General features: G+C 50.7%; 13 protein-coding genes. 4 read left to right on the top strand and 9 right to left on the bottom strand.

Annotation, left to right across the window (positions count from 1 at the left end; translation table 11 throughout):
- Positions 1-41: 41 nt before the first annotated feature.
- Positions 42-1,148, top strand: coding sequence for an AI-2E family transporter (locus ACTTK7_RS04270; RefSeq protein WP_462866089.1), 1,107 nt, complete (start codon positions 42-44; stop codon positions 1,146-1,148).
- 65 nt (positions 1,149-1,213) lie between these two features.
- On the opposite strand, the gene ACTTK7_RS04265 is transcribed toward ACTTK7_RS04270, so the two are convergent.
- Positions 1,214-1,642, bottom strand: coding sequence for a small multi-drug export protein (locus ACTTK7_RS04265; RefSeq protein WP_462866087.1), 429 nt, complete (start codon positions 1,640-1,642; stop codon positions 1,214-1,216).
- Between the two features lie 774 nt (positions 1,643-2,416).
- Between ACTTK7_RS04265 and ACTTK7_RS04260 the strand changes: the two genes are divergently transcribed.
- Positions 2,417-2,623, top strand: coding sequence for a hypothetical protein (locus ACTTK7_RS04260; protein ID WP_091612753.1), 207 nt, complete (start codon positions 2,417-2,419; stop codon positions 2,621-2,623).
- Positions 2,624-2,736: 113 nt separating this feature from the next.
- On the opposite strand, the gene ACTTK7_RS04255 is transcribed toward ACTTK7_RS04260, so the two are convergent.
- The 6 genes from ACTTK7_RS04255 to ACTTK7_RS04230 form a co-directional block, all read right to left on the bottom strand.
- On the bottom strand, positions 2,737-3,219 hold the full coding sequence (locus ACTTK7_RS04255; protein WP_462866208.1) for a (2Fe-2S)-binding protein: 483 nt from the start codon (positions 3,217-3,219) through the stop codon (positions 2,737-2,739).
- Entirely contained in the window at positions 3,216-5,495 is a 2,280-nt protein-coding gene (gene pucD / locus ACTTK7_RS04250; RefSeq protein ID WP_462866085.1) for a xanthine dehydrogenase subunit D, read from the bottom strand. Before pucD ends, ACTTK7_RS04255 begins: the two co-directional genes overlap by 4 nt.
- Positions 5,492-6,358, bottom strand: coding sequence for an FAD binding domain-containing protein (locus tag ACTTK7_RS04245; protein ID WP_462866084.1), 867 nt, complete (start codon positions 6,356-6,358; stop codon positions 5,492-5,494). The genes pucD and ACTTK7_RS04245 overlap by 4 nt, the downstream gene beginning before the upstream one ends.
- Positions 6,334-6,936, bottom strand: a complete 603-nt coding sequence (locus tag ACTTK7_RS04240) for a nucleotidyltransferase family protein (protein WP_462866082.1) — start codon at positions 6,934-6,936, stop codon at positions 6,334-6,336. Before ACTTK7_RS04240 ends, ACTTK7_RS04245 begins: the two co-directional genes overlap by 25 nt.
- The gene (locus tag ACTTK7_RS04235) at positions 6,933-7,934 is read right to left on the bottom strand and encodes an XdhC family protein (RefSeq protein ID WP_462866080.1); all 1,002 of its coding nucleotides are present in this window, start codon (positions 7,932-7,934) and stop codon (positions 6,933-6,935) included. The genes ACTTK7_RS04240 and ACTTK7_RS04235 overlap by 4 nt, the downstream gene beginning before the upstream one ends.
- Positions 7,935-8,144: 210 nt before the next feature.
- Positions 8,145-8,507, bottom strand: a complete 363-nt coding sequence (locus ACTTK7_RS04230; protein ID WP_462866078.1) for a Na-translocating system protein MpsC family protein — start codon at positions 8,505-8,507, stop codon at positions 8,145-8,147.
- 286 nt (positions 8,508-8,793) lie between these two features.
- On the opposite strand from ACTTK7_RS04230, the gene ACTTK7_RS04225 reads away from it, so the two are divergent.
- Positions 8,794-9,162 carry a DUF485 domain-containing protein gene (locus tag ACTTK7_RS04225; RefSeq protein WP_462866076.1) on the top strand — a complete coding sequence of 123 codons (369 nt, stop codon included), beginning with the start codon at positions 8,794-8,796 and terminating at the stop codon, positions 9,160-9,162.
- On the top strand, positions 9,159-10,724 hold the full coding sequence (locus tag ACTTK7_RS04220) for a solute symporter family protein (RefSeq protein ID WP_462866074.1): 1,566 nt from the start codon (positions 9,159-9,161) through the stop codon (positions 10,722-10,724). The genes ACTTK7_RS04225 and ACTTK7_RS04220 overlap by 4 nt, the downstream gene beginning before the upstream one ends.
- 51 nt (positions 10,725-10,775) lie before the next feature.
- On the opposite strand, the gene melA is transcribed toward ACTTK7_RS04220, so the two are convergent.
- Entirely contained in the window at positions 10,776-12,077 is a 1,302-nt protein-coding gene (gene melA, locus ACTTK7_RS04215; protein WP_462866072.1) for an alpha-galactosidase, read from the bottom strand.
- 69 nt (positions 12,078-12,146) lie between these two features.
- Complete coding sequence (locus ACTTK7_RS04210) at positions 12,147-13,178, bottom strand: LacI family DNA-binding transcriptional regulator (RefSeq protein ID WP_462866070.1); 1,032 nt, start codon at positions 13,176-13,178, stop codon at positions 12,147-12,149.
- Positions 13,179-13,233: the final 55 nt, after the last annotated feature.

Below are 13,233 nucleotides of genomic sequence, written 5' to 3'. Positions count from 1 at the left end.
TCGTTTATCCCTTATTAAGAAAAGAGTGGTGATTGCAAAACATGTACCAATATAAATGGTTTCGTGTATCGTTAGGTATACTGGTCTTTTTAGCCATTGCCTTTATGGCCCGGCAGGTAGACTATATTTTTCAGCCATTATTCGTATTAGTAGGAACGCTTGCTGCTCCCATTATCATTTCCGGCATTTTAAGCTACCTGTTCCGACCGTTTGTGACTATGCTCTCCAAGTACATACCCCGCTCGCTGTCTATTCTGCTTTTGTACGGTGTGCTTGTCGGCGTCATTGTTTTGATTGTGAATTTAATCGGCCCGATTATATCCAGCCAGTTTAATCAGCTGATCAACCAGATTCCAACGTACTTTGAACAGGTGCAGTCCTTTATCATGAACAATCAGAACCACCCGGCTGTGCAGTCAGTCATGCAGGGAAATAATGTTTCCATGGATTCTATAGGCTCTCAGCTGCAGGACCAGGCCAGCACAATTACGGATTCTCTCGTTTCTACCATTGTTACCATTGGAAGTGCGATCGTCAGCTTCTTTATTGTATTATTCGTTATCCCGTTTGTGCTTTTCTATATTCTGCGCGAAGGCCACAAGCTTCCAGGCTTTATGCTGAAATTTGTAGACCGTGAGCACCGTCCGGAGGTACACAAAATTTTACAGGACATGGACCGCGCCCTTGCGAACTATATCCAGGGACAGATTACCGTCAGCTTTATCGTTGGTATTCTCTCCATGATCCTTTTCTGGATTATTGGTCTCGATTACGTGCTCATTCTTGGTATTGTTTGTATGCTGACGAACCTCGTTCCGTTTGTCGGACCGTTTATCGGCACTATACCAGCTGTGATCGTCGGGTTATTCCAATCCCCGATCACCGCGCTGCTCGTTATTCTCGGCGTCGTTGTTATCCAGCAGTTTGAATCCAACCTGATCTCGCCGCAGGTCATGGGACGTGTGCTGAAGGTACACCCCGTCACCGTCATTTTCGTCCTGCTGTTTGCAAGCAGTATGTTCGGCCTGCTCGGGCTGATTCTCGCGATACCAGCGTACGCCCTCCTAAAAGTGGTTGTTACCAACCTGTACCGGATTTGGCAGATCAACCGGCGCGGGAACAAGCACCGCCGCGAAGAGATGATTTAATTACAGAAAAAGCCGGCAGCCGCATGATTTTGCGTGCTGCCGGCTTTTTTGCGCCGTCATCAATATTAAAACCAGCCGAGTCCGAGCTGTATCGATCCGCCAATGGCAATACCGTAAATCAGAATACTCATACCCGTGGAGAGAAACAATGTCCGCTTTGACATGCCGATGGCCCTGGCAATCACGGCAATGGCCCAGACGCCTGCAATCGGAGCCAGCAGCAGAACAACCCAGCCTCCGTACTGCTCTATTTTGCCCCGGAACCGGTTCGCAGCTAATTTTTCCATCCAATTGGAGAAAAAGCTGACTCTCTCCAGCTGGCGGTAAAAAAGTGTCACGGTCGGCACCGCCATAAAGTTTCCCACGGCCGCCCACAAAACAGCCGATACAGGATCAAACCCTGCCCCCATCGCTACGGGCACTGCAATATAAATTTCAAACAGTGGAAAAAACCCCATAAACCATGCCAATGAAGCCATCGAGATGTATTCCATTATTTCTCCCCCTTTCCTGCCGAAAATTTCACGCAAAAATTATTTTAGCACGCGTTATTTCGGTTGGGAAGCGAAAAAACCTGTTCAGATGAAATTAACTCTTCATACATATTAATATATGCCAATTACAAAGTATAACTGTATATATCAGTCATATGAATCCTTTTTTTGAAAAGCTCTGCGTCTGAACCCGACTTTTTACAGCACTCCAAAGCGCTAATACTTGTAAATTTTTTACACGTTTTAACCAAAGCAGCCATTTTTCAATTAAAAACGTGAAAAAAACTCCCCATTTATCGATTTTTCGATAAAGAAGAAGGTAAAAACAGGTAAATAGTCCTTTAAAATGCATATTTAATACTTTCCTCGTGCTTTTTGATTTCTTTATCTCAAAATTACTTATATACCAGTATTTTCACATTTCATTATGCATCAGCATGCTTTCCAGACATTCTAAAAAAAGATAGGGCTTTATTCTTGAAAGCAGGACCTAGTTCCCGCCTGCATTTTTTGATGATTACTGTATTCCATTTTCACCCAAAACAGTGAAGTGTTGATACTAAAGCATTTAACACATGTATTTTATTACAATATTATAAATGCGGGCTGCAATTGCTGTCTTTCTTATCAGACCGGACTCCTCTCAATCACGCTATCTGTAATTAGAATTGTTACTTATTTAGCATTTCTTCCAAATTTATATCGTGGTACGGTAGTTGTAACGAACTTTTCCTTTCGACAATGGTGTAAAAAGTGTTAAGGGGGCGAATGGCAGTGTCGGAGAAAAATGAGACGCTTTATGTGGAATTGCTTGAATCTTCTGATGATCCGCATCAGAGCTTCATGGATTTATCCCGTACGATTCTGGATCAGGGCGTCGACTCGGAGAAGAAAGTGGAAGTGATGCGAAGGCTTTTGCAGGCGTATGACACCGTGTCACGCAGATACAAGACCGTCATACCACTCCGGAAGGTAACGTAAATAAAAATATAACAGGGGGAAGCCGGCAAGCTTGGGCATGCCGGCTTTTTGTATGGGTTTTTAATCTATGCAGGCACGCAAAAGGCCCGGGCTTCGCGCCCCGGCCTGATTTATTACCCGAGATTGGCGGCGGCTGCTTTCACCGCCCGGATGATGCCGCTGTAGCCGGTACATCTGCATATGTTCCCGGACAGCCCTTCCCGGATCTCTTCATCGTCCGGGTCCGGCGTTTGCCGGAGCAGCGACTCTGCGGCCATAATCATGCCCGGCGTGCAGTAGCCGCACTGAAAGCCTCCTTCGTTCATAAATGCTTCCTGTACTATACTGCAGCGCTCCTCTGTACCCATCCCCTCGATAGTCGTCACTTCTTTTCCTTCCACCTGGTAGGCAAGCAGCAGACACGAGCTTGTGAGCCGGCCGTCCACCCAGATCGAACACGCACCGCACCGGCCGATGCCGCAGGAAATTTTCGTGCCTGTTTCATGCAGCCGGTCTCTTAAAAGATCGACGACCCGGTCCATCGGGGAAGCATCGACACTCACCTCTTCTCCGTTGACGCGGAAGGTGCACGCATATGTGCCCTGCCGGCGCTCTATCCCCCGGGAATTTTTTCTGGTTTGTTCCAAGGCAGAAGCCCCCTTTGCTGAATCTGTTGCAGTACCCATTCTCTTGAAACAGGAAGCTTTTCCGGACGGGCTCCAATGGCCTGGTAAACAGCTTCCGCAATGGCCGGCGCCACTGCAATGGTCCCTATTTCCCCGACACCCCTTGGCCCGTGGGCGTCCCCTTCCATCACTTCTTCACGCGGCTTTACCGTCACATTATCCGGCAGGTCCTTGATCCCCGGCATCAAATACGTATCGAAATTTTCCGTCTGATAGCGGCCTCCGTCCATCACGGCGTCCTCCATCAACGTGTACCCGAGCGCCATAATGCCGCCGCCTTCAATCTGTCCCCTGTACCCCTGCGGATACATGACCGGACCCGCGGACACAGACTGTTTCAAATCAAGCACCCGAACGGTACCGGTTAAAAGATTCACCTCCACCTCTGCGCTCACGCCGCCGAAGGAATACAAATAATGACCGGAGTCAATTTCGTCCGGGGTCACCGGAAAATCAAACGACGTGTGTGTCTCAATGTCCCCGTCCTGTACATATTCCGCCAGTGCCCTGTAGCTTAAAAAGAGCGAGGGCTCTGCGCCTCTTTTATGAATGCCTCCTGCCCCCAGGTACAAATCTGCTGGAGCCGTGCCGGTTACTCTCGACGCTTCGCTCAGCAGCTGTCTGCGAAAAGAGGCCTTCATGTTTTCCACTGCCGTCCAGACCATACTCGTGCCCCGTGAAGCGGTCGTTGAACCCGAAACCGGCACTTTATTTGTATCGCCGATTGTTATTTCAATATCCTCTTCATTACAGGAAAATGTGTCCTTCATCACCGTTTCAATTACGGCTACAATGCCCTGGCCGCATTCTTCAAATCCAAAAGCAGCTTCAAGCTTTCCATCCTTCGTAAGGGCAAGCCGCCCGCCGGAAGGGTCCAGCCGTCCGTAGCCAAGACCGCCCCCGTGCATGGAGACAGCGCCGCCCCGGCCGTTTTTTACCCAGGGGGTCTTCTCTCCTGTATTACTCAGCGGCAGCTGCTGCCAGGCGGTGACGTCTTCAAGTATTATTCGTCCACCGTCCGTCGGAGCGATTCCCTGACCGAGCGGGCCGGCGTCTGTAGGCTGTCTCATATTCCTGGCCCGCAGCTTTGTTCCTTCCATTCCAAGCTTTTCTGCCAGCCGGTCCATCTGTCCCTCAAGCGCAAACGTCACCTGATTGCCGCCAAAGCCGCGAAATTCCCCGGCTACACCGTTATTTGTAAACACGGAAACACCGGTGGTCGTAATGTTTGGGATGGGATACAGTCCGCTGGCATGCTCGACAGCAAAGTCCAGAATCGCCGGGCCGAGTGTGGCATAAGCCCCGGTATCCGCATAAATGGTTGTTTCATGCGCGAGTACGCGTCCGTTTTCATCAGCGCCTGTCCGCATCGTAATCGCCATTGGGTGGCGCTTCAACCCTGCCCGTATCGACTCCTCCCGGGTGTTATGCACACGTACCGGACGGCCTGTTTTCAGTGCCAGCAGCGCTCCGTACGGCTGCAGGTTCAGCTCATCCTTGCCGCCAAACGACCCTCCGATTGGACTTGAAATGATGCGTATCCTCTCTTCCGGAGCGTCCAGAATTCTCGACAGCTGAAAACGATCCTTAAAGCCGTGCTGAGTAGCCATGTATACAGAAATGCCCCCATCGCTTTCCGGGACTACCACTCCGCCCTCCGTTTCCATATAGCCGTGCATCTGGCGGGGCAGCTGATACGTTTCTTCGACAATACAGGCGCAGCCCGCAAACCCCTCCTGCAGATCCCCGCGTGTATAGGAGGCTTCATGCAGGATGTTCCCATTTTCGTGCAGCTGTTCCGCTTCGGGAGCCAGCGCTTTCCCGATCGAATCAAGCACAGCCAGCGGCTCGTATTCCACTACTACAGCTGCCAGGGCCTGATCTGCCGTTTCTTTTGAATCTGCTGCCACCGCGGCTATTGCATCCCCCGTGTAGCGTACTCTGTCTTCACAAAATACGGGCTGGTCCGGCATAACGATGCCAAAGCGGTTGAGCCCCGGCACGTCGTGATGGGTCAGCACCGCATGAACACCCGGCAGCGCTTCGGCCGCTGACGTATCGATTCTTTTAATACAGGCATGCGGGTATTCGCTTCGCAGCACTTTGCCGATCAGCATATTTTCTTCAAAGCGGTCGGTTAAATACTTCAAGGATCCGGTTGTTTTCGGCACAGCGTCCGGCCGGCGCTGATGTTCTGGCTGTTTCATGCTTTATGCACGCCTCCCTTTTCTGCATTATCTTCGAGCCACAGGTGGGACAAAAATAAGTGGGCGGCCGCCTGCAGGCGGTAGTTTCCTGAAGAAAATGGTTCATCCTCCGGCTGATAATCAGCTGCAACAGCCTCGAAGAACGCTTCCGGGGTCCACTTGGGATCGGCCACACATGCTTCTGCATAACGAAGCCGCACCGGGGCGTCTTTTCCGCCTACTAACGCAAGCCTCGCCCTCATGCTTCCGTCACCCTGCCTGCGGGCGCAGCCGCTTACAGCAAGAAGTGATGCAGTGAATGCTTCCCGGCGTCCGATTTTTTCAAAAAAGTGTATGTTGTCCGGATCTTTTTCCAGCGTTTTTGGCAGTAGCACAGCTGTTAATAGAAACACACCGTTATAGGAAGCTGCTTCTTCCACCGGAATACGGGCATACGATTCCCCGTTCCAGATTTCCAGCTCAGCCTGCAGCGCAATCAGAGCCGGCAGGGCGTCTCCGTGTCCATACATAATGTTGCCGCCGATGGTTCCTCGCGTTCGTACAGCCGGAGCAGCAATCCGCCGCAGCGTTTCCCCCAGTATTTCCCGGGAAATGACCGGCTCCTCTATTAACTGTTCGAGTGTCATACAGGCTCCGATCCGTACGTACTTTTCTTCCTCCTGCAGAGAAGCGAGCCCGAATATACGCTCAAGCACGATCACATTGCCGGTAAACATCCTCCCTTTTTCCCGCTCGACCTGCCGCCATGTGCCTCCGGCGATCCATTCGGCATCAGGGTAGTATTCCTGATACAGAGCAAAAGCCTCCTGTACCGTTTGCGGCATCCATACCACCGGCGTTATTGGTGTGTGTGCAGCATCCATCTGTATTCCTCCTCGGTGTCAACATCAAGCTGTTCGAATTGCTCAAAGCCTACGTACGGGCTTCCTGTCCACGTATGCGTCCTCCGCAGAATAGAAGCAGCCCCGCGGTCACCCTCCACACTCTGCAGGGCAGCAAACATCTGTTTTTTAAACAGCATTGGCGGCTGGTAATGCCTGCCGGTCCACATTCCGGTGAAATCGCACGTCTGCGTTTCCGCCTGCGCTATTAACCGGTCAATCGTCTCCGCTGTCAGGCCGGGCTGATCGGCAAGTACGACGAGAACCGCCTCCGCTCCGATACGCACCGCTTCGTTCACTCCAGCCCGGAGGGAATATGCCTGCCCTTTCACTGCCTGCGGACTGGCTGCAAGACGTACCGGACGTTTATTTTGTTCGAATATTCTGTTATCTATCCATACAGACTGGTTCGTCACGACGATAACCTCCTCTGCGCTGCTCTTTAGCACCTGCTGCAGCGCACTGCTTCCGAGCGTCGTATTTCTCCACGGTTTTTCGAGTTTATTATGGCCCATGCGGGAACTTTTTCCTGCTGCTAAATAAATTACCGCCGTTTTCATGACATCACCTCTCCAGTTTTCGCGGCGTTTTGAAGAGCAATCAGCTCGCCGAGCACGCTTACCGCAATTTCTTCAGGGCCTTCTGCTCCGATCGACAAACCGATCGGGGTTGTAACAATCTCCGGCAGGCCCTCTGTCTGCAGCAGGCGTTTCGTTCTCGTCTTTGAACCGAGTACACCAATATATCCCATTGGCTGCTGTAAAAGATGCGCCAGCGCCTCCCTGTCCCTCTCAAAATGATGAGTCATAATCACAGCCATATCTCCTCGGCGAAACGCTGTTTCTTCCCACCATTCATGCGGGAACCCGAGCACCCTTCCGGCCTCCGGCACCTCATTTCTGACTGTTTCCAGAGCGGCCGGGCGCCAGTCGAGAACCGTTACCGCGTATCGGCACCGTGTCGCCATTTGTACAAGCGGCAGCGCATCCGGGCCGGCGCCGAAAATAAACAGCCTCGGTTTTGGGAGGATTTTCTGAACGAATATATTTTCGCCCTGGCTGTCTAAAATAGAAGAACGGCCGCTCCCGCGCTTCATCAAGGCCGCCTGCCCGGCTAACTGTTCTGCCTTTTTGTACGGTTCCCCGCCGCAGACGAACCATCCGCTCTCTGTAGTCGTGGCCCACCTCAGCACTGCTTCTCCCTGATTCACGAAAGCGTGCATCCTGCGCATAGAGGCTTCCAGCTCTTCCGTGACCGGCTCAAGCAGCACTTCAATCACCCCGTTGCATCCCGTTCCTTCTCCCCAGGAAAGCTCTTCGTAGCCAAGCATGTCATACGAAACCACTTGTGCTCCCTGTGCATGCACGTCTTCAATCCGGTAATGCAGATCCCCTTCAAGGCAGCCCGAACTCAGCATGCCCACGGAGCTTCCGTCTGCCTTTAAGAGCATGGACGTACCCTCCTTCCGGTACGCTGACCCTTCCACATTCGTAATCGTCGCCAGTATTTGTTTTTCGCCTGCAGAAAGCTGCGGAATAATATCATGCAGATGATCCATGCATCTCGCTCCTTTTATAAAAAAAGCCGGAGAAAGGCACAGGTGTCTGCTCCTGCGTTTCTCCGGCCTCTTCATTCCCGTCTAACAGGAATCAAGCTTCCGTCTGGATGGAAAGAGAAGAACTGCCGGTCTACAGCAGGTCTTCTTCTTAACTATTTGTATTTATTTTACTTCTATCCAGGCTGCTTGTAAGGAAAGGTGTCATATAATCTAACGCGATTTTTCTTCCAGGTAAATAACGGTCGCCGCTGCCCCTGATACAGGGTCAAAATCCTTCAGCACCGTACGTACCGGCAGATCCATCTCCTGGACCAGCAGATGATGCAGCCGCTTCTTGAATTCATCCACCAGCGCCGCATCCACCTGACCGGTCAGAGCTTCATTGCGCTGTTCGAGCGCCCTCAGCGCGGGCACTCTTTTATGCTCCCCAAAAATAATACACTTGTGCTGTAACAGCTCCACCTTTAACGTTTTCACCCCAACATCGTACATCTCCTGGTTCACTCTGTTGTACAACTGAGCAATTTGCTGCTTGATCCATTTTTCACTTTCAAACTGTTTTTCCCACACCATTACCCCGTCCTTTCGTTCATGACTTATTATAACGAATAACGCGGTCCTGGCCTATTTTCATGAAAGATTTTTTGTCGTTGGAATTATTAACTAGTAGTTTCGAACTAATTTATGTTTCCAACCTACTGTTATGCAACAATTTTGGATTTTTTCTGACATTTTCGATTGACGGAAGCGCTTTCATATTATAAGTTTAATTTGTCTCCTTCCTTTCTGCTGCATGTCGTTTCTTTCGATACTCTTACTCTACGCTAACTGAATTTTATTTGAAAAAGGAGGAAAAAATATGCCTGTCGAAAAAGAGTCTGATGCAACCAACGAAACCTTTACCTCTGGCGGCGGAGTGAAATATTCCGAAGCTGTGGAAAACCCTAAGTTTAAAAATCTCATGTCGAAAAAAAGAAAATTTATTGCGCCCTTAGCGGTGTTCTTCCTGCTATTTTACCTGGCTCTTCCGGTTTTAATTCTTACCTCGGACGTGCTGAACAATTCGGCAATCGGACCAATCACTTGGGCATGGATCCTGGCGTTCGCACAGTTTGCCATGACCTGGACGCTCTGTATTCTTTATGTACGTAAATCCGCCAAATTCGATAAAGACGCCGAAGCTATCATCGAAGAAGAAGAACGCAAAGCGAAGGGGGATCATTCATGAATGCAACGGTCATTACACTATTTCTACTAATTGTCAGCCTCACCCTCGTTATTACGTACTTTTCAGCGAAGAAGACCAGCTCGGCCAGTGACTTTTATACAGCCGGCGGCGGGCTGACCGGCTGGCAGAACGGCCTCGCGATTTCCGGGGACTACTTATCGGCCGCTTCCTTTCTCGGGATTGCCGGCGCCATTGCCTTATACGGCTTTGATGGTTTTCTTTTCAGTATCGGTTACTTAGTTGCTTACCTTGTTGTTATGTTTGTGGTCGCTGAACCGCTTCGTAACCTCGGGCAGTACACGCTTGCCGACATGCTGAACGCCCGTTTTGACGCGAAAAAAATCCGCGGGGCAGCAGCCTTCAGTACTATTACCATCGTTATTTTTTATATGATTGCCCAGCTCGTCGGGGCAGGAGCCCTGATTCAACTGCTGTTTGGCATTCCTTACATTTGGGCCGTTATTCTCGTAGGTGTCATGATGACCACATATGTACTGTTCGGCGGTATGACCGCCACCAGCTGGGTACAGATCACAAAAGCTGTACTACTTATGATTGGTACACTGATTATTTCCATCATGGTACTGTGGCAGTTTAACTTTAACGTCATTGCCATGTTCCGGGAAGCAGGCCAGGCGACGCCGGCAGGAACCAATTTCCTGAATCCGGGACAGCAGGATAAGCTGCCGCTTGACTCCTTATCCCTCATGATTGCACTTGTACTTGGTACAGCCGGGCTTCCACATATTCTGATGCGCTTCTTTACTGTAAAGGACGCGAAAACAGCCCGGAGCTCCGTTGTTACGGCTACATGGATCGTAGGTATCTTTTATATTCTAACCGTCTGCTTAGGCTTTGGCGCAGCGATTTTTGTCGGCAGAACAGAAATCATTGATGCCAACCCGGCCGGTAACATGGCCGCACCGCTTCTTGCCCAGGCGCTCGGCGGTGACCTGCTGTTCTCCTTCGTCTGTGCCGTAGCATTTGCGACTATTCTCGCCGTGGTGGCAGGCCTTGTGCTTTCCGGAGCCAGCGCCTTCGCCCACGACCTGTACGGACAAATCATTAAAAAAGGGAAAGTCTCCGAACGTGAGCAGGTGGTTGCAGCCCGTACTGCTTCACTGACAGTGGCCGTACTTTCCATTGCACTTGCGATTTTCGCCCAGAACTTAAACGTAGCCTTTCTCGTGGCACTCGCGTTCTGTGTGGCCGCCAGTGCGAACCTGCCTGTTATTGTGTATACGATTTACTGGAGACGCTTTAATACAAACGGAGCTATTACCGCAATTGCGGTCGGCCTGATCAGCTCCGTCGGCCTGGTAATTATCAGTCCGAACGTCATGAACCCGGACGGCAGCGCGTTTATTGCCGCCCAGGCGATTTTCCCGCTCACCAACCCGGCGATCGTATCCGTACCGCTCGGCTTTCTCGGCGGCTGGATCGGTACACTGGTTTCCAAAGAAGCACAATCCGGACGTTACGACAAGGTGCTTTTCAAAGCCAATACCGGCTACCGCGAATACGACCTGCAGGGGCGTGAAATTAAAAAAGGAGAAGATTAATCATACAAAAAGCACCGGAGCAGCCGCTCCGGTGCTTTTTTACGCTTTTCTTTACTGCAGGGCCGGCATCCAGTGGCCGTGGCGCTCGAGCAGTTCGTCACACATATCGGTAATATCATCCGGCGAAAGCTCGGCGGCCGTGTGAGGATCAAGCATCGCAGCCTGATAAACGTGCTCCTTTTTGCCGGAGACTGCTGCTTCCACGCTCATGATCTGCGTGTTGATCACGTTGCGGTTCAGCGCTGCGAGCTGTTCCGGCAGTTTACCCACATATGTTGGAGTAACGCCGTTTGCATCCACGACACACGGCACCTCCACACACGCCTCCTCCGGCAGGTTGGAAATCAGCCCGCCCGTGTTCATGACGTTGCCGCCGATCACAATTGGTTCATTGTATTCCATCGCTTCGATCATGTACGAGGCGTATTCCTTCGAGCGTTCGTGCGTCAGCTGTTCGTTTTCGACAAACTGATCACGCTGCTGCTTCCATTCTTCGATTTGATGCACGCAGCGGCGCGGATATTCATCAAGCGGTATGTTAAATCTATCGATCAGCTCCGGGTAGTTCCGCTTAATATAGTACGGATAGTACTCTGCATTATGCTCCGAGGACTCCGTAATATAGTAGCCGAATTTTTCCATCATATCGAGGCGGACCATGTCACCATGTGTTTCTTTTTGCTTTTCTCTGGCACGCCGCTTGATTTCAGGATACAGATCGACGCCGTCCTTTTTCACTTCGAGCAGCCAGGCCATATGATTAATGCCGGCGATTTTGGCGCTCACGCCTTCGTCATTCATGCCAAGCAGTTCAAACAGCTCCGGTACGCATACCTGCACACTGTGACACAGACCGACAGTGCGGATGCCTCCGTGCTCTGTCATAGCCTTTGTCAGTGCTGACATCGGATTTGTATAATTCATAAACAGCGCATCGGGACACACGTCCCGCATATCTTCGGCAATTCCAAGCATCACCGGAATGGTTCTCAGATTCCTGAACACTCCCCCAATTCCGTTAGTATCGCCAATCGTCTGCTCCAGCCCATATTTTTTCGGCACATCGAAATCGATGACGGTAGACGGCTCATACCCTCCCACCTGAATAGCATTGACGACATAGGAGGCTCCGCGCAGGGCTTCTCTTCTGTCATCATACGCCGTAACCCTGATGGTGCTTTCATACGTATTAATTAAATGGTTCAGCATCTGTTCGGAATCATTCAGCCGCTCCATATCAATATCGTAAAGCGCGATCTCGAGGTGCTGCAGCTTCGGCGAGACAATACAGTCCCCAAGGATATTTTTGGCAAAAACAGTACTTCCGGCTCCGATAAACGTTAACTTTGTCATTTGTATTCCCCCTCAAATTATGTGTAAGCGTATTCAAAAAAGTAAGCAGAAAAAGGATTTTCCCTTTTTCTATGACTCCAGCAGCTTGTTCATCCGGCTGCCGCAGCTCTCCCTGACAATGAGCTTGGACGGCAGTACCCATTTCATCGGCAAATCCGAATCCCCGGTCATTAACAGCTTGCGTACACCCATCCGGCCCATTTCCTTGGTCGGAATGTTCACTGTGGTAAGCGGCGTGCTCGCATACTGGGCAAGCTCGGTGCCATCAAAGCTACCTATCGCCACATCCTCCGGGACGCGTATCCCTTGCTCCTGAAACGCACGAAGCGCCCCCATCGCCATCCGGTCGCTGGCAATAAAAAACGCTTCCGGCAGACTGCCTTGCCCGATCGCTTTTTTTCCCAGCCGATAACCATCATCCATCGTGAATTCGCCAATGTGTATATTATTTTTGTAGGAATAGCCCGAAGCATCCATCAGCTGCTTGAACACAGTCTCCCGTTTATCTTCAATTTCTACTCTGCGACGGAAGCCGTTTTCAGCCTCAAGGCCTCCGATATAGCCGATTTTTTTATAGCCCTGGTCAAGCAGATGACGCATCACCTTACCGGCTGCCTGTTCAAAATCAATGCTCACCGAGGAAAACTGTTCATCATTTGGCGAATGGCTGATAAATACAAGCTGCTTATTGTTTCGCTGCAGAAATTCTGCTACTTCCTTATGGATGCGCCCGATTAAAATGAAGGCATCCACCTCCTGCACGGCCGGGTCGTTTTGGATGGTCGGCAGATAAAAGATCCGTGCCTGCTCAACGTCCTGGCGCATGCACTCGTCTTCACTTTCCTGACGGATCGGGTAAAAGTACGGATCGTCTTTTTCAAGGTCACTCGGCTGATTCAGCACGATCCCGATTCTTTTTTTCCGTTTCACACCGTTCTTCTTCCGGGCTTTCACCGGCACGTAGGCTAGCTCTTCGGCAATCTGGCGGATTCTTTCCTTCGTATCCGGCGAAACCGAAAGTGTCTCATCGTGGTTTAGCACCCGTGACACCGTTGCAGCAGACACATGCGCCCTGGCGGCTATATCTTTAATGGTAGCCATTGCAACCCTTTCCTTTCAGTAAAAATTTACTTTATATTTTCATTATTTTACTTTA

The sequence above is a fragment of the Marinococcus tarijensis genome (genome assembly GCF_054971385.1).
Note: the sequence above shows the minus strand (reverse complement) of the source record. Positions and strands in the feature narration are given on the sequence as shown.